Origin of the sequence: Streptomyces sp. Z26 (assembly GCF_003665095.1) — a bacterium.
Lineage (GTDB): Bacteria > Actinomycetota > Actinomycetes > Streptomycetales > Streptomycetaceae > Streptomyces > Streptomyces phytohabitans.
In genome coordinates, this window is record NZ_RCHV01000002.1 from 1,924,991 (window position 1) to 1,942,071 (window position 17,081).

The following is a 17,081-nucleotide window of genomic DNA, read 5'->3' on the forward strand; positions in this document are numbered from 1 at the left end:
GGGTCAGCGGCGGGCGCGTCAGCGGCGGATGCGTTCCATGGCCGGGTCGAACAGCGGCTCCGCCGCCACCGTGGCCGGGACCTTCTCCCCGAAGTACTCGATGATCACGGGCGTCCCGGGCACCGCTGCCGCCGCGGGCAGCCAGGCGTACGCGACGGTCGTGCCCACGGTGTAGCCGTACGCGGCGCTCGTCACGTACCCGGCGGGCACCCCGTCGACGTGCACCGGCTCGTGGCCGAGGACCGTGCGCGACGGGTCGTCGACGGTGAGGCAGGCCAGGCGGCGGCGCGCGGTGGCCTCGCTGCGGCCCTCCAGCGCGTCGCGGCCGACGAAGCCGCCGTCCTTCTCCATCCGTACGGCGAAGCCGACGCCCGCCTCGAACGGGTCGTGCTCGGCGGTCATGTCGTGGCCCCAGGAGCGGTAGCCCTTCTCCAGCCGCAGGCTGTTGAAGGCGCTGCGGCCGGCCGCGACCACACCGTGCTCCTGACCCGCCTCCCACAGCGTGTCCCACAGCTTCAGGCCCAGGTCGGCGGTGGTGTACAGCTCCCAGCCCAGCTCACCGACGTAGCTGAGGCGCATCGCGGTGACCGGCACGTTGCCGATCGCCGTCCGGCGGCAGCGGAAGTAGCCGAACGCCTTGTGCCCGAAGTCGTCGCGGGTCAGCGGCTGCACGAGGGCGCGCGCCAGCGGGCCCCAGACACCGACGCAGCAGGTGCCCGCGGTGGTGTCGCGGACCTGCACGGTGCCGTCCTCGGGGAGGCGGCGGCGCAGCCAGTCCAGGTCGAGGTTGCCGTTCGCGCCGATCTGGAAGCGGTCGCGGGACAGCCGCGCCACGGTCAGGTCGCTGCGGACGCCGCCGGTCTCGTCGAGCAGCAGCGTGTACGTGACGGCGCCGGGCTTCTTCGCCAGGTTGTTGGAGGTCAGGTGCTGGAGGAACGCGAGCGCGCCGGGGCCGGTGACCTCGATCCGCTTCAGCGCCGTCATGTCGTACAGCGCCACGCGCTCCCGGGTGGCCCGCGCCTCGGCGGCCGCGATCGGCGACCAGTAGCGGGCGGACCAGGCGTCGCGCTCCGGGATGTCGACGCCCGCCATCAGCGGGGAGTCGAGGAGGGCGGCGTTCGCCTCGTACCAGTGCGGGCGCTCCCAGCCGGACGCCTCCAGGAAGTACGCGCCCAGCTCCCGCTGCCGTACGTGGAACGGGCTGACCCGCAGCGGGCGGGGGCTCTCCATCGGCTGGAGCGGGTGGAGGATGTCGTACACCTCCGCGAAGTTCTGGCAGCCGCGCTCCATGACGTAGTCGGGGGTCAGCTGCACGTCCTCGAAGCGGTTCAGGTCGCAGCCGTGCACGTCGGTGGTGGGGCGGCCGTCGACCAGCCACTCGGCGGTGGCGCGGGCGACACCCGCCGAGTGCGTCACCCAGACCGCCTCGGCCAGCCAGAAACCGGCGAGTTCGGGGTGCTCGCCCATCAGCGGCATGCCGTCGGGGGTGAAGGAGAACAGCCCGTTCATGCCCTCGGTCACCTCGGTGCCCGCCAGGTCGGGCAGCAGCCGTACGCTCTCCCGCCACGCGGGGGCGAAGTCGTCGGCGGTGAACGGCAGCATGGACGGCATCTCGGGGGCCTCGCCGGGGGCGAGGACGTCGTCGAGGGAGACGGGCATCGGGCGGTGGCCGTAGTAGCCGATGCCGATGCGGTCGCCGTGCTCGCGGTAGTACAGGTCGTGGTCCTGGTGCCGCAGGATGGGCAGCCGGGCCTCGCTCAACGCGTCGTTGGCGCCGCGCAGCACGTCCAACGGGCCGGTCTTGGCGTACTGGTGGGCGAGCGGTACGAGCGGCACGGTCAGGCCGACCATGCGGCCGATCCTCGGGCCCCAGAACCCGGCGGCGGAGACGACGATGTCGGCGGGGAACCGCGAGTCGCCGGTGACGACGGCGGTGACGCGGCCGTGCTCCTGCTCGATGCCCGTCACCTCCTGGTGCGGTACGAACCGCGCGCCGCGCCCCATCGCCCGGCGCGCCTGGGCCTCCCCGGCGCGTACGGCCTTGGCCAGGCCGTCGTCGGGCACGTGCAGGCCGCCGTACACCAGCTCCGGGTCGAGCAGCGGGTGGAGCGCGGCGCACTCGTCGGGGGCGAGGAGCCTGCCCTCGGTGCCCCACGAGGTGGCCCAGCCGTGCTTCCGCTTCAGGTCGGCCCAGCGCTCCGGGGAACCGGCCACCTCCAGCGAGCCGAGCTGCCGCAGGCACCAGGCGCCGTCCAGGTCGAGGGAGGCGAACTTGCGGAGGGTGTACTGCGCGAACTCGGTCATCGTCTTGGACGCGTTCGTCTGGAAGACCAGTCCGGGCGCGTGCGAGCTGGAACCGCCGGTCGCGAACAGCGGGCCCTGGTCGAGCACGGTGACGTCGGTGAGTCCGCGTTCGGTGATCTCGTCGGCGAGACCGCAGCCGACGATGCCGGCTCCGATGATGACGATGCGGGGCTGTGCCGCCATGGTCGACCCTCCTGTTTCGGTATGTGCCGTCAACTGCGGTATGCGCAACGCCTGGTGGACATGCGGGGGCCCGCTGCCCGTACGGGGCGGGGCGGGCGGGCCCCGGGGTGTGGGTAGGCGGGTGGTCTCGGTGGTCTCGGTGGGGTCAGCGGGGTCCGGCGAGCAGGTCGTCGATGGACTTCGCCTCGGCGCCGATCAGCGTGCTGTCGCCGTGCCCGGTGAGGACGGCCGTACGGTCCGGGAGCGTGAGCAGCCGGTCGCGGATGGAGGTGACGAGGGTGTCGAAGTCGCTGTACGAGCGGCCCGTCGCGCCCGGCCCTCCGTTGAAGAGGGTGTCGCCGGTGAAGACGGTGCCCAGCTCCGGCACGTAGAAGCAGACGGCGCCGGGGGCGTGCCCGGGGGTGTGGATCACCGTCAACCGGACGCCCGCGACGGTGATTTCGTCGCCGTGGGCGAGGTGGCGGCCGGGCGGGTGCGTGGGGTGCGTCAGCTTCCACAGCACCTCGTCCGCCGGGTGCAGGTGGACGGGCGCGCCGGTGGCGGCGGCGAGCGCGGGTGCGGCGTTGATGTGGTCGTTGTGGGCGTGGGTGCAGAGGATGGCGCGGAGGGTGCGGTCTCCGATGGCGGCCAGGACGGCCTCCGCGTCGTGGGCGGCGTCGATGACGACGACCTCACGGTCGTCACCCACGAGCCACACGTTGTTCTCCACCTCCCACGACCCGCCGTCCAACTCGAACACCCCGGACGTCGTCAGGTGCTCGATCCGGGCCGAACCCCCGGCCTGGTGTGGGCTGTTCACAGGACCACCACCGAACGCAGGACCTCGCCCGCCGCCATCCGCTCGAACGCCTTCTCCAACTCCTGGGCACCCAACGGAATCGTCTCCGACACGAACGCGTCCAGATCCAGACGCCCCTGCCGGTACAGGTCGACCAGCATCGGGAAATCACGCGAGGGCAGACAGTCCCCGTACCACGACGACTTCAACGACCCACCCCGCCCGAACACCTCCAACAAAGGCAACTCCAGCCGCATCTCCGGTGTCGGCACCCCCACCAACACCACCGTCCCCGCCAGATCACGGGCGTAGAACGCCTGCTCATACGTTTCCGGACGGCCCACCGCCTCGATCACCACATCCGCACCGTGGCCACCGGTCAACTCCCGCACCGCCTCCACCACGTCCCGCTCCCGCCCGTTCACGGTGTGCGTCGCCCCCATGGCCTGGGCCGTGGCCAGCTTCCCCGCGTCGATGTCCACCGCGATGACCCGCGACGCCCCCGCGAGCCGCGCACCCGCGATCGCCGCGTCACCGACCCCACCACAACCGATCACCGCCACCGAGTCGCCCCGGCCCACGTTCCCGGTGTTGACCGCGGCACCGATCCCCGCCATCACCCCGCACCCCAACAACCCCGCGGCCGCCGCCGGGACCCGGTCCACCTTCGTGCACTGCCCCGCCGCGACCAGGGTCTTCTCCGCGAACGCCCCGATCCCCAACGCCGGGGACAACGCCGTACCGTCCTCCAACGTCATCGGCTGGGCGGCGTTGTGGGTGTCGAAGCAGTACCACGGACGACCCCGCCGACACGCACGACAACTCCCACACACCGCACGCCAGTTCAGGATCACGAAATCCCCGGGCACCACCTCGGTGACACCCTCACCCACCGACTCCACCACCCCCGCCGCCTCATGCCCCAACAGGAACGGGAACTCGTCGTTGATACCCCCCTCCCGATAATGCAGATCCGTGTGACACACCCCACACGCCTCGACCTTCACCACCGCCTCACCCGGCCCCGGATCAGGCACCACCACCCACTCCAAACGAACCCCCTCACCACGACCAGGAGCCACCACACCGCGAACAGACTGAGCCATGTCCCGCTCTACCTTCCGTCGTTCGTGCATTGCCCGTCCCCGACGGCGTACTCGGCCATCGAGTCCAGGAGCCAGTCGGTGACGTAGTCCGCGAAGGACGCGCGGACGAAGAGGAGGAAGCCGTCCGGCTCCGGGTCCGCCACCAGAAGCACCCGCGCGCCGCGCGCCAGCAGCGTCTGCGCGCACGCGTCCGCGCCGAACGCGCGCGGGTGCAGGTCGATCGCGCAGACCTTGCGCAGCACGTCGCGCGCGCGGGCGCCGCCGAGCCGCAGCGCGGTGCTGTGCGCGGACACGTCGGTGTACGCCACCCGCGCGCCGCCCGCGTCCCCCTCGGCGGCGCCCGTACGCACCGCCTCCGCCGCCGCCCGCAGCGCGTCCTCCGTCGCGGCGTGCGCGTCGGGCGGGGCGACGACGAGCCACTCGTCGGGGCCGAGCCAGAGGGCCGTACGGTCGTCGCCGCGCCGCACGGTGTTGGGCGTGCCCGGCAGGCCGGGCGTCAGCGGGAAGCCGTCCGGCGCCGACCGCCCGCCGCCCGGCCGGTACCGCACGTTGAACTGCGTGAGGAACGGCACCTCCCGCAACTCCACGCCGTACGGTCCGGGCCGCCCGGCCCGCGCCAGCTCCTCCGCCCGGTGCAGGAGCGGGGAGCTGCGGGCGTCGGTGGAGGCGGTGGGTACGGGCGCCGCCGGGGCGGACGCGCCGGGGAGTGTCGTGACCGTGTCAGCCATCCCTGCGGCTCCCTTCCTTGTCGTAGAAGACCGGTTCGGTGACCTCGGCGGCCACGAGCCGGTCGCCGAGCGGCACGTGCACGGTGCCGCCGATCCGGTCCTGCCCGCCGCGTACCAGCGCGAGCGCGAAGGTGCGGCCGAGTGCGGCACTGCGGTAGCTGGAGGTGACGTGCCCGAGCGACGGCACCGGCTTCGGGCCCGCCGGGTCGGTGCCGGGCGCCGTGACGTGCCCGCCCTCGGGAAGCAGCTCGGCGGTGTCGCGGGGCAGCAGCCCGACGAGGTGCTTGCGGTCCGTACGGGCGGTGTCGGCCCGCGCGTACGAGCGCCTGCCGATGAAGTCCTTCCGCTTGGACACCACCCAGTCCATGCCGAGGTCCTGCGGGGTGACGGTGCCGTCGGTGTCCTGGCCGACGATCACGTACCCCTTCTCGGCGCGCAGCACGTGCATCGTCTCCGTGCCGTACGGCGTGATGCCCTCGTCCGCGCCCGCCGCCATGACGGCCTCCCACAGGGCGAGGCCGTGCCAGGCGGGGACGTAGACCTCGAAGGCGAGTTCGCCGGAGAAGCTGATCCTCGCGACGCGGGCCGGGAGCCCCGCCACCTCGGCGTCCCGCCACGCCATGAACGGGAAGTCGTCGTTGTCCAGGGCGAGTTCGGGCGCCAGCCGGGACATGACCGTACGGGAGCGGGGGCCGACCACGGCCACGCCGGACCACTGCTCGGTGACGGACGTGCAGAACACCCGCAGTTCGGGCCACTCCGTCTGGAGCCACTCCTCCAGCCAGTCCAGGACGCCCGCCGCGTTGCCGGTGGTGGTGCTCAGCTGGAAGCGGTCCTCGGCCAGGCGCATGGTCACGCCGTCGTCGAAGACCATGCCGTCGGCCGTGCACATCAGGCCGTAACGGCTGGAGCCGACACGGAGCTTGGCGAACGCGTTGGTGTAGACGCGGTTCAGGAACTCGCCCGCGTCCGGACCCTGGATGTCGATCTTCCCGAGGGTGGACACGTCCATCGCCGCGACGCCCGCACGGGCCGCGCGGCACTCGCGGTCCACGGCGGCGGCCATGTCCTCGCCGGGCAGCGGGTAGTAGCGGGGCCGCTTCCACTGGCCGACGTCCTCGAACACGGCGCCGCGCGCGACGTGCCAGCCGTGCATCGGCGTCGTACGCACCGGCTCGTGCAGCCGCCCGCGCGCGCGGCCCGCGAGCAGCGCGAAGGGGACGGAGGTGTACGGCGGCCGGTGCGTCGTCGTGCCCAGCTCCGCCAGCGGCACGCCCAGCACGCCCGCGGTGGCCGCGGCGGCGGTGACGCCGGAGGTGCGGCCCTGGTCGTGGGCGGTGCCGATGGTGGTGTAGCGCTTCACGTGCTCGACGGAGCGCATGCCGCCGCCGACAGCCCGTTCGATGTCGGCGAGGGTCGCGTCCCGTTGCAGGTCCACGTAGTGCGCGGCCGGGTCGCCGAGGTCCGTACGCGTGGGCAGCGGCCACAGCGGCGGCTCCGGCTCCGGCTCCCACGCGCCGGGCGGGCGGGGCGACTGGCCCGCGGTCAGGCCCAGTTCGGCGGCGGCGTCGGCACCGGCGGCGGCGCCGTCCGCGAGGCAGTCGCGGAGGCGTACGAGACCGCGCGCGGCCCCGACGACGCGGCGCGGCGGGCCACCGGGGGTCCCACCGGCGGTGGGGTCCTCGGGGACGTGGCAGCACAGCCGCTCGTCGTAGCGCGTACGGCCACCGGCCTGGGTGTGCAGCTGCACGGCCGGGTTCCAGCCGCCGCTGACCAGCAGCAGGTCGCAGTCGACGGCCTCGGGGTCACCCGCCGTGCCGCCCGTGCCCGCCGTACCGCCCGCTTCGCGCGGCGCCAGCAGCGCCGCCGTGACGGCGCCGTCCGGGCCGCCGCGGCTGCCGACGACGACCTGTCCGGCCACCACCTCGATGCCCCGGTCCGCGCAGAGCGCCGCCCAGTACGCGGGCACGCGGTCGCGGGCCTCCGCGACACGGGCGATCTCCAGCCCGGCGTCGGCGAGTTCGAGGGCGGCGGGGTACGCGCTGTCGTTGTTCACGGCGAGCACGGCGCGGCTGCCGGGCAGCGTCCCGTACCGGTTGGCGTACGTACGGGCCGCGCCCGCCAGCATCACGCCCGGCCGGTCGTTGTCCGCGAACAGCAGCGGCCGTTCGTGCGCACCCGTGGCGAACACGACGCGGCGCGCGCGGATCTGCCACAGGCGGCCACCGCCGCCGGAGGCGGGCGGCTGCCGTTCGGCGGCGACCACGTAGTTGTGGTCGTAGCAGCCGAGGGCGGTGGTGCGGGTGAGGACGGTGGTCTCGGCGCGGGCGGCGAGTTCGGCGGCGGTGCGCCGTACCCACTCCCCCGCGGGCCGGTCGGCGACGCGCTCGCGGGTGCCGAGGAGGCTGCCGCCCAGCTCCGGCTGGTCGTCGAGGAGCACGACGCGGGCCCCCGTGGCCGCCGCCGCGCGCGCGGCGGTGAGCCCGGCCGGACCGGCGCCGACGACGAGCACGTCGCAGTGCGCGTGCGTGGCGTCGTGCCGCCCGTGGTCACCCGGGTCGTCGGGGTCCAGCCGCCCCTTGCCGCGCAGGGACACGGCGCACAGCCCGTCGTACAGCTCGACCGCCGTGGCCTGCGCCATCGGCTCGGCCGGGTGCCCCGGCCCGTCGGGGCCGGGCGCGCGGGGGCTCAGCCCGACCAGGGCGTTGGGCTCGTCGACGCCCGCCGCGTACACGCCGCGCGGGCGGCCGTGGGCGAGGCTGGCCGCGACGACGCGGACGCCGTTGGCGAGGAGGGCGGAGGCGAGGGTGTCGCCCGCGTAGCCGGTGTACGGGGTGCCGTCGAAGGTGAACGTGAGCGGGCGGGCGCGGTCGACGCGACCGGCGTCTGGGGTGCGGCGGGCGTTCACGGGGCGACCACCGTTCCGGCGGGGGCAGGCGCGGCGGGGGCGGGGGTCGCGGGCGCGGGGCGTACCTCGTGCGTGACGGTGTGCCGGACGACGTCGAACCAGCGGCGGCAGCCCGCCGCGTGGCTCCACCGCTCGGTGAACCAGCCCTTCGGGTTGTCCCGCAGGAAGAGGTAGGCGCCCCACTCCTCGTCGCTGAGCGCGTCGGGGTCCGCCGGGTGGGCGAGGTGCGCCTGACCGCCGTAGTGGAACTCCACTTCGTCCCGGTCACCGCACCACGGGCAGGGAATCAGCTGCATGGTGTCTCCAGTGCTCGTCCGTGTGCAGTGCAGTGCTGTTCGGTGCAGTACGGAGCGGTTCGGTACGGAGCCGCGCCGGTACGGGGTACGGGTGCGGGGGTACGGAGCGTCAGTGCGCCACGGCCGCCGCGCCGTGCTCGTCGATGAGCGCGCCGGTGGTGAAGCGCTCCAGCGTGTACGCCTCGTTGAGCGGGTGCGGCCGGTCGTGCGCGATGGTGTGCGCGTACACCCAGCCCGCGCCGGGGGTGGCCTTGAAACCGCCCGTCCCCCAGCCGCAGTTGAGGTACAGCCCGTCCACCGGGGTCAGCCCGACGATCGGTGACGCGTCGGGCGACACGTCCACGACGCCGCCCCAGGTGCGCAGCACCCGCGCCCGCGCGAACAGCGGGAACAGTTCCAGCGCCGCCGCCATCTGCTGCTGGATGACGTGGAAACCACCGCGCTGGCCGTACGAGTTGTACTGGTCGACGCCCGCGCCCATCACCAGTTCGCCCTTGTGCGCCTGGCTGACGTAGACGTGGACGGCGTTGGACATGACGACGCACGGGTGCACCGGTTCGAGCAGTTCGGAGACGAGCGCCTGCAACGGGTGGCTCTGGATGGGCAGTCGGAACCCGGCCATCTCCGCGAGCAGCGTCGAGTGCCCGGCGGCGGCGAGCGCGACGCGGCCCGCCGCGATCGGCCCGCGGTCGGTCTCGACGCCGGTGACCCGGCCACCGCTGACGGTGATGCCGGTGACCTCGCAGTTCTGGATCAGGTCGACGCCGAGCGCGTCCGCGGCGCGGGCGTACGCCCAGGCCACGTGGTCGTGCTTGGCGATGCCCGCCCGGCGCTGGAGGGTGGCGCCGAGCACCGGGTAGCGCGCCTCCTGCGAGACGTTGACGATCGGGCAGAACTCCCGGACCTCGTCCGGGGTCAGCCACTCGGCGTCGACGCCCTGGAGCCGGTTGGCCTCGACGCGCCGGACGCTGTCCCGTACGTCCTGGAGGCCGTGCGCGAGGTTGAGCACGCCGCGCTGGCTGAACAGGATGTCGTAGTCCAGCTCGGCGGGCAGGTCCTCCCACAGGTCGAGGGCGTGGTCGTAGAGGGCGGCGCTCTCGTCCCACAGGTAGTTCGACCGGATGATCGCGGTGTTGCGGGCCATGTTGCCGCCCGCGAGCCAACCCCGTTCGAGGACGGCGACGTTGGTGATCCCGTGGTTCTTCGCGAGGTAGTAGGCGGTGGCCAGACCGTGCCCGCCGGCGCCCACGATCACCACGTCGTACGTGGGTCGCGGGTCGGGGTTGCGCCAGAGGGAGTCCGGGTGTTCGGAGGGGGCCGCGTATGCCATGGACGGGCCTTTCTGTCAGCGCGAGGGACAGGTCCAGGCAGGGAGTGGGGTGCAGGAGGAGCGGGTCACGGGTGGCGAACCGAAACTGCCGATGTTTCTTATTACGCAACACAGTTCTTCATGTGAAACGACTGCGAGCACGAGTATGGAGGAGGGTCACGGTTCGGCGTCAACCCCTCACCGGCAAAATCCGGCGCGGCCACGGGCGCGTCGGCGCACCGTGCCCGCGTACGCGCTCCCGGGCCCCGGAATCGGCACCGCGTGCCGCTCCCCCGGCACCCCGCAACCGCCTTGGCGCACGGGCGCGTTGGCACACGTACGCCCCCGTCTGGAGGGTTCCGGACGGGGGCGCGCGAGGGGCGTACGGTGCGGCGGGGCGTACGGGCACGGGCGGGCGTACGGGCGCGGGGCCCGTACGGGACCGGGTCAGGCCCGGCGCTGGATGCGCGCGCTGACCTCGGCCGCGGCCTGCCCCACCACGCGCGCCAACTCGGCGAACCGGTCCGCCGACAGCCGGTACGTGGGCCCCGAGATGCTCAGCGCGGCGACGACCTCGCCCTCCGCGCCGTAGACCGGGCAGGCGATGGCGTTCAGGCCCAGCTCCAGCTCCTCCCGGGTGTTGCTCCAGCCGCGACGCCGGACGAGTTCCAGGTCGGCGCGGAGCGCGGCGGCGTCGCAGATGGTGTGCTCCGTGAACCGCTCCAGCCTGCCCGCCAGCAGCTCACGGCCCCGCTCGGGCGGCGCGAAGGCCAGCAGCACCTTGCCGCTGGAGGTGGCGTGCAACGCGGTGCGCTGGCCGACCCAGTTGTACGCGCTGACCGACCGGAGGGCGCGGATCTGACCGACGTTGATCGCCTCGCTCCGGTCCAGGACGGCGATGTTCACGCCCTCGCCGGACTCCTCGGCGAGCCGCTGGCACACCTCCCGGCTCTCCCGGGTGATCTCCAACTGGGCGCTGGCGGCACCGGCGAGCCGCACGATCCCGTACGCCAGCTGGTACTTGCCGCGGTCCGCCGTCTGCTCCACCAGGTCCCGCTGCTCCAACGCCGCGACCAGCCGGAACGCCGTGGACTTGTGCACCCCCAGGTCCTCCGCGATCTCGGTGACCCCGGCCTCGCCGTGCCGCGCCAGGATGTCCAGCACGGTGACGGCCCGGTCGACCGACTGGACGAGCGAACCCCCGCCTCTGCCGCCGGAGCTTCCGGCGCTCTGCGTCTCGTTGGCCATGGGGGAACGCTATCCCGCGCCTCCCCGGCCCGAAGTGACGCTTGACACCGGCTCCCACGGGCCCGCATGGTTTGTTGCGCATAGCCAATCTGGTTGCGTCATCTGAAACACACACGAGTGGCGACTCGTCCAACGCCGTGTTCCCGCAACGTCATCACATCCCCTTTTCGTCCGCGGAGGCCGCATGCCCCCGCCCGCGTACGGAGGAACTGTCATGGAACACAGTGAAACCCTCACCCTCGAAGACACCGTCCTCGTCGCCTGCCGTATCGAGGACCTGCCCCCCGGTGAATCCGTACGCGTCGAGGCGGGCGAAGGCACCGACGCCGTCGCCGTGTTCAACGCCGACGGCGAGCTGTACGCGATCGACGACACCTGCACGCACCAGGACGCCTCGCTGGCCGACGGCTGGCTGGAGGACTGCAAGGTGGAGTGCCCCCTGCACGCCGCCTGCTTCGACCTGCGCACCGGCATGCCCAGCGGCCCGCCCGCGAAGCGGCCCGTGCGCACGCACCGCGTGACCGTCGAGGACGGCGTCGTGCGCGTGCACGTCGCCGCGCCCGTCGGGGCGTACTGATGCGTTCCGTCGCGGTCGTCGGCGCCTCGCTGGCGGGTCTCGCGGCGGCGCGCGCACTCCGCGCGCAGGGCTACGACGGCCGGATCACGCTGATCGGTGACGAGCCGCGGGCACCGTACGACCGGCCGCCGCTGTCCAAGGACTTCCTGCTGGGCCGCACGTCCGCCGAGGAGCTGGCGCTCGGCACCGAGGACGACGAACCCCTCGACCTGGACTGGCGGCTCGGCACCGCGGCCACCGGCCTCGACCCGCGCGGACGCCGGATCACCCTGGCCGACGGGGGCGAGGTGCGCGCCGACGGCGTGGTGCTGGCGACCGGCGCGCGGGCGAGACCGCTGCCGGGCGCCGGTGGCGCGGGTACGGGGCCCGCCTCGGACACGGCCTCCGGCGCGGGCGGGACGGCGGGCGTGCACACGCTGCGCACCCTGGACGACGCGCTGGCGCTGCGCGAAGCGCTGGGCGCGGGCGGCCCGTTGGTGGTCGTCGGCGCGGGCTTCATCGGCGCCGAGGTGGCCTCGACGGCGCTGGCGTGCGGCGTCGACGTGACCGTCGTCGAGGCGCTGCCGGTGCCGCTCGCCGGGCCGCTCGGCCCGGAGATGGGCGCCGTCTGCGCCGGGCTGCACACCGACCACGGCGTACCGCTGCTGTGCGGTACGCCCGTACGCCGCCTGCTGGGCGACGCGCGGGTCGAGGGCGTCGAACTGGCCGACGGCACCGTGCTGCCCGCCGCCGCCGTACTCGTCGGCATCGGCTCGCTGCCCAACACCGAGTGGCTCGCGGGCTCCGGTCTGGACGCGACCGCCGACCTGCGGGGCGGCGTACCCACCGACGGGCGCGGCGCCACCGCGCTCCCGGGGGTCGTCGCGGTCGGCGATTGCGCCGCCGCTTACCAGCCGGACACCGGCGGACACGTGCGCACCGAGCACTGGACCGACGCGCTGCGGCAGCCGGAGACCGCCGTACGCGCGCTCCTCGCCGGAGCGGACGCACAGGACGCGCAGGACGCGCCCGGCGCACGCGGTCCGCTGCCGTACTTCTGGTCCGAACAGTACGGCGTACGCCTCCAGTTCGCGGGCACCCGGCGGGACGGCGACACCGTACGCGTCGAGGCGGGCGACCCGGAGGACCGCAGCTTCCTCGCGGTCTACGAACGGGACGGCAGTCCCACGGCGGTCCTCGGCATGGACCAGCCCAAGCAGTTCACCCGGTGGCGCCGCCAACTCGCGGCGCGGTGGGCGGCGGTGGCCACATGACCGGCGCGCGCGGGCGCGCGGCCGAGGGCGCGCGGGCCGGTCCTCACGCGTACCGGCGCGAGGGCGCGCGGGCCGGGGGCGTCACTCCGGCAGGTAGCCGAGCAGCCAGGAGATCTGCCCGGCCGCGTCGATCACCGACTTCGCCACGTCCGGCAGCCGCTCCTCGGTGAGGCGGTACGAGGGGCCGGACGCGCTCACCGCGAAGACGACGGTGCCGTCGGCGGCGCGTACGGGCGCGGCGGCGGCGTTCAGCCCCACCTCCAGCTCCTCCGACGCCAGCGCGTAGCCCTGCCCGGCGATCTCCGTCAGCTCCCGCTGGAGGGTCGCCGGGTCGGTGACCGTCCCGTCGGTGTGCTCCTCCAACCCGGCCGCGAACAGGTCGGAACGCTCCCGTTCGGGCGTGAAGGCCAGCAGCACCTTGCCGCTCGCCGTCGCGTGCAGCGGGGTGCTCCGGCCCATCCAGTTCTGCGTGATGACGGCGGCGAGCCCGCGCGCCTGCGCGATGTTCACCGCCATGCCGTCCTCCGAGACCGCGATGTTCACGGTCTCGCCCACCTCCTCGGCCAGCGCCTCGCAGACCGGGTTCGCGAGCGTGATCATGTCCGGCTGGAAGCGCTTGGCGCCGCCGAGCCGGATCAGCTCGAAACCGAGGCAGTACTTCCCGCGCAGCTCCCGCTGCTCCACCAGCCCCCGCGCGGCGAGGGCGTTCACCAGACGGAACGCGGTCGACTTGTGCACGTCCAGCGCCGCGGCGATCTCGGTGACGCCCGCGGTGCGTCTCCCGGCCAGGAATTCGAGCACGTCGACCGCCCGGTCGACCGCCTGCACGGTGACAGGGTGGGACGGAGCGCGGGACCTGTTGCTCATGCACCGACTATACGGGGGCCCTCTCCGCACGCCCTCGGGTCGCGCGGGCGCACGCGTCCGCGCGCGTGGGTCGGCGTCCGTACGCGGGCGGGCGTCCGTACCGACGTCCGTACGCGGGCGCGGGGCGGCCGAGGTCGGCAGGTAACTTGGCGGGCGTGACGTACAGCGAACGACCGCGGCTCGTCGCGGACCGCTACCTGCTGCGGGACCAACTCGGCAGCGGCGGCATGGGGACCGTGTGGCGCGCGGAGGACGAGGTGCTGGGGCGCACCGTCGCCGTGAAGGAGGTGCGCCTGCGCGCCGGCGGCGAGGGGCCCCGCGTACAGGCCGAACGGGCCCAACGGGAGGCCCGCGCCGTCGCCCGCCTCTCCCACCCCGGCGTGGTCCACGTCCACGACCTCGTCACGGAGGACGAGCGGCTGTGGCTGGTCATGGAGCTGATCGACGGGCCGTCGCTGGCCGAACACCTCGCCGTCCAGGGGCCGATGACGCCCCCGGCGGTCGCCGCCGCGGGCCTCCAGCTGCTCTCCGCGCTGGACGCGGTGCACGCCACGGGCACCCTGCACCGGGACGTCAAACCGGCCAACGTGCTGCTGCGGCGCGACGGCCGCGTGGTGCTCTGCGACTTCGGCATCGCGGCGCTGGTGGGGACCGATCCGCTGACCACGTACGGCGGTGTGGTCGGGTCCCTCGACTACATCGCGCCGGAACGGCTCGGCGGGCGGCCCGCCGGGACCGCCGGTGACCTGTTCTCGCTGGGTGGCACCCTGTGCACGCTGCTGACCGGCCGGTCGCCGTTCGCGCGGCCCGAGGTCGCCGCCGTACTGCACGCGGTGGCGTACGAGGAGCCGGAACTCCCCGCGTCCGTCGGCCCGTTGCGCGAGGTGCTCGAAGCGCTGCTGCGGAAGGACCCGGACGCGCGGCCGACCGCCGCCGAGGCCGCCGCGCTGCTGCGCCCGGTGGCGGGCGCGGCGGCGGACGGGCCCGCCGGGCCGGTCGGGGCCGCCGGGTCGGCGGGGGCGGACGGGGTGACGGCGGCGCTCCCCCCGCTGCCGCCCACCGCGCGCTTCGACGCGGCCGCGAACGCCCCGGGCACCGACGCACCGGGCGCGGCGGCGGACACGGGTACGGGTACGGGGGCGGGGGCGGCGGGTACGGGCGGACGCAGCGGTCGCCGCCGCCCGCTGCTGCTGTCCGCCCTGGCGCTGCTCCTCGTGGGCGGGCTCACCGCCGGGTTCCTGACGCACCGCGCCGACGACGACGGCGACACCCGGAACGACCCGGCCGACGCGGCGGAAGGCGACACGGCGGCCGCCGACTCCTCGACCCGCGTGGACGCGGCGATGCCCACGCCCGACGACCCGAACCTCCGGGCGCCGGGCACGTACTGGCTGTTCACCGGCGACCACTACCAGCGCGTCCGTACGGCCGCCGCCGACCGCCCCGTACGCGAACGGCTCACGCGGCCCGCCCCGCTCGACGGCTGGAGCGCGACCCTCGGCAGGTTCCCCGGCTTCCGGGACGGGGTCGACGCCGTGCTGCGCGTCCCCGGGCACCGGGACGAGTTCTGGGTGTTCGCGGGCGACCGCTACCTGCGGATGCGGGTCGCCGCCGACGGGTACGCGGACACGCTCGTCGCCGGTCCCCGCCCGGCGGCCGACTGGGACACGGCGTTCGCGGGGCTCGCGTCCACGGGCGTCGACGCGGTCATGCCGGTGCCGGACGCCCCCGACCAGGTGTGGGTCTTCTCCGGCGACCGGTACGTCCGTACGGAACTGGCGGGCGACCGCCCCGGCGGGCGGGCCCTCACCGGGGCGTCCGGGCTCGACGGCTGGCCGCGCACGCTGGGCCGGGTGCCGGGCTTCCGCCAGGGGATCGACGAGGTCGTGCCGGTGCCGGGCACACCGGACCGCTTCTGGGTCTTCGCCGGGCACCGCTGCATGAAGATCCGCGTCTCCGGCGCCGACCACGTCGACACGGTGGTCCAGGGCCCGCGCCCGCTCGGCGACTGACGACGACCCGACGCGTCCGCGCGCCGGTCACGGCGCACCGGTCACCGGCGGCGTACGTCGTGACCCCGGCCGAGCAGGAAACCGGAGAGCACGAGGTCCGCCAGGAACAGCAGGACGCCGAGGACGAACAGCCAGAACAGGCCGTTCACCACCCAGCCGACGACCGCCAGCACGATCGCCACGACGAGCAGCAGCAGTACGGCGTTCATCGCGCCTCCACTCCGGCCCGGTCGCGGGGCCCGCGACCCGGGCACGTTCAGCGGGTTCAGCGGCGGGCGAGGCGGCGTTCACCGCCGACGCCGGGCCGGTAGGCAAGGTCGTAGTGGGAGAAGAGGGCCGGTTCCTCGGCCGCCGCCAGCTCCCCGTCGACGGCGATGCCCGGGGCGTCCTTCACCCGCTTCCTCGCGTAGTGGACGGTGAGCCGGTCCGGCCCCACCGTCGCCTCGTCCAGGGGGACGAACACCAGCCGCCGCCTGGTCGGCAGGCCGACCGTGACGGCGGCGAACGCGGGCCGGTCGGTGGACGTGTCCACGTAGACCGACTCCAGCGCCCCGATCCTGCTGCCCTCCGGGTCGACCACGTCGTGGCCCTGCCACTCCCGGATGTCCTCCGCCTCGAACACGCGCCTCACCTTCCCCACGGGCCACCGTGCACCCGGGTGCGGGCCGCCCCGTTCCGGTGCGCCGGATGCCACGGCGGGTCCCCCGTCCCGTACGGGCTACTCGGAATCCGACCGGGGACGGCGGGGCGGGGCGGGGAACCCCGACTTTCGTCGGTACCGCCACGGTGGAGGCGGGCGGTACGGTCCGCGGGTGATCCGAGTGCTGCTGGCCGACGACGAAGAGATGATCCGCGCCGGGGTGCGGGCGATCCTGTCCACCGACCCGGGCATCGAGGTGCTCGCGGCGGAGGCGTCCGACGGCCGGGAGGCCGTGGAGCTGGCGCGGCGGGAACGGCCGGACGTGGCGCTGCTGGACGTACGGATGCCGCGCATGGACGGTCTGGACGCCGCCGCCGAGATCCGGCGGACGGTGCCGGGGACCGCGACGGTGATGCTGACGACGTTCTCCGAGGACGAGTACATCGCGCGGGCGCTGCGCGACGGCGCCAGCGGCTTCCTGCTCAAGGCGGGCGCGCCGCGCGAACTCCTCGCGGGGGTACGGGCGGTGGCGGACGGCGCCGCCTGCCTGTCGCCGCGCGTGGCCCGGCGCGTGATCAGCGAGCTGAGTTCCGGCAACGCGGGCGTACGGATGTCGCGGGGCGCGCTCGCGCGCGAGCGGATCGCGGAGCTGACGAACCGGGAGCGCGAGGTGCTGTCCCTCGTCGGCGCCGGGCTGTCGAACGCGGAGATCGCGGCCCGTCTGCACCTGGTGGAGGGGACCGTGAAGGCGTACGTGAGCACGGTCCTGGCCCGGCTCGGCCTGAAGAACCGGGTGCAGGCCGCGATCCTCGCCCATGAGGGCGGCATCGTGGACACCGCCGCCTGGTGACGTCCCGGCGCTCCCGCGGCGG

General features: G+C 74.3%; 13 protein-coding genes and 1 pseudogene. 4 read left to right on the plus strand and 10 right to left on the minus strand.

Going from position 1 to position 17,081, the window contains the following annotated elements; translation table 11 throughout:
• Positions 1-18: 18 nt before the first annotated feature.
• The 7 genes and pseudogenes from D7M15_RS08470 to D7M15_RS08505 all read right to left on the minus strand — a co-directional run bounded on the left by D7M15_RS08470 (position 19) and on the right by D7M15_RS08505 (position 10,860).
• The gene (locus D7M15_RS08470) at positions 19-2,487 is read right to left on the minus strand and encodes an FAD-dependent oxidoreductase (protein ID WP_121516930.1); all 2,469 of its coding nucleotides are present in this window, start codon (positions 2,485-2,487) and stop codon (positions 19-21) included.
• Positions 2,488-2,632: 145 nt separating this feature from the next.
• Positions 2,633-3,286 carry an MBL fold metallo-hydrolase gene (locus tag D7M15_RS08475; protein ID WP_121516931.1) on the minus strand — a complete coding sequence of 218 codons (654 nt, stop codon included), beginning with the start codon at positions 3,284-3,286 and terminating at the stop codon, positions 2,633-2,635.
• A complete protein-coding gene (locus D7M15_RS08480) occupies positions 3,283-4,371 on the minus strand; it encodes an S-(hydroxymethyl)mycothiol dehydrogenase (protein ID WP_121516932.1) in 1,089 nt (362 codons plus the stop codon). Before D7M15_RS08480 ends, D7M15_RS08475 begins: the two co-directional genes overlap by 4 nt.
• 8 nt (positions 4,372-4,379) lie before the next feature.
• The gene (locus D7M15_RS08485; protein WP_121516933.1) at positions 4,380-5,099 is read right to left on the minus strand and encodes a sarcosine oxidase subunit gamma family protein; all 720 of its coding nucleotides are present in this window, start codon (positions 5,097-5,099) and stop codon (positions 4,380-4,382) included.
• A pseudogene (locus D7M15_RS08490) lies at positions 5,092-8,303 on the minus strand (sarcosine oxidase subunit delta). The gene D7M15_RS08485 and the pseudogene D7M15_RS08490 overlap by 8 nt, the downstream one beginning before the upstream one ends.
• Before the next feature lie 109 nt (positions 8,304-8,412).
• A complete protein-coding gene (locus D7M15_RS08500; RefSeq protein WP_121516936.1) occupies positions 8,413-9,633 on the minus strand; it encodes a sarcosine oxidase subunit beta family protein in 1,221 nt (406 codons plus the stop codon).
• Between the two features lie 426 nt (positions 9,634-10,059).
• Complete coding sequence (locus D7M15_RS08505) at positions 10,060-10,860, minus strand: IclR family transcriptional regulator (protein WP_121516937.1); 801 nt, start codon at positions 10,858-10,860, stop codon at positions 10,060-10,062.
• A gap of 214 nt (positions 10,861-11,074) precedes the next feature.
• Between D7M15_RS08505 and D7M15_RS08510 the strand changes: the two genes are divergently transcribed.
• Both D7M15_RS08510 and D7M15_RS08515 read left to right on the plus strand, forming a co-directional pair.
• Positions 11,075-11,437 (plus strand): bifunctional 3-phenylpropionate/cinnamic acid dioxygenase ferredoxin subunit, encoded by a 363-nt coding sequence (locus tag D7M15_RS08510; protein WP_121516938.1) that lies wholly within the window; start codon positions 11,075-11,077, stop codon positions 11,435-11,437.
• The gene (locus D7M15_RS08515; protein WP_121516939.1) at positions 11,437-12,690 is read left to right on the plus strand and encodes an FAD-dependent oxidoreductase; all 1,254 of its coding nucleotides are present in this window, start codon (positions 11,437-11,439) and stop codon (positions 12,688-12,690) included. Before D7M15_RS08510 ends, D7M15_RS08515 begins: the two co-directional genes overlap by 1 nt.
• 81 nt (positions 12,691-12,771) lie before the next feature.
• Here the strand turns inward: D7M15_RS08515 and D7M15_RS08520 are convergent, their stop codons facing one another.
• A complete protein-coding gene (locus tag D7M15_RS08520) occupies positions 12,772-13,518 on the minus strand; it encodes an IclR family transcriptional regulator (protein WP_121516940.1) in 747 nt (248 codons plus the stop codon).
• A 194-nt stretch (positions 13,519-13,712) separates the two neighbouring features.
• On the opposite strand from D7M15_RS08520, the gene D7M15_RS08525 reads away from it, so the two are divergent.
• On the plus strand, positions 13,713-15,569 hold the full coding sequence (locus tag D7M15_RS08525; protein WP_121516941.1) for a protein kinase: 1,857 nt from the start codon (positions 13,713-13,715) through the stop codon (positions 15,567-15,569).
• Positions 15,570-15,610: 41 nt separating this feature from the next.
• On the opposite strand, the gene D7M15_RS28405 is transcribed toward D7M15_RS08525, so the two are convergent.
• Both D7M15_RS28405 and D7M15_RS08530 read right to left on the minus strand, forming a co-directional pair.
• A complete protein-coding gene (locus D7M15_RS28405; protein ID WP_165906218.1) occupies positions 15,611-15,778 on the minus strand; it encodes a hypothetical protein in 168 nt (55 codons plus the stop codon).
• A 56-nt stretch (positions 15,779-15,834) separates the two neighbouring features.
• Positions 15,835-16,191 (minus strand): PRC-barrel domain-containing protein, encoded by a 357-nt coding sequence (locus D7M15_RS08530; RefSeq protein WP_121516942.1) that lies wholly within the window; start codon positions 16,189-16,191, stop codon positions 15,835-15,837.
• A 199-nt stretch (positions 16,192-16,390) separates the two neighbouring features.
• On the opposite strand from D7M15_RS08530, the gene D7M15_RS08535 reads away from it, so the two are divergent.
• Positions 16,391-17,059, plus strand: coding sequence for a response regulator transcription factor (locus tag D7M15_RS08535; protein ID WP_276314483.1), 669 nt, complete (start codon positions 16,391-16,393; stop codon positions 17,057-17,059).
• Positions 17,060-17,081: the final 22 nt, after the last annotated feature.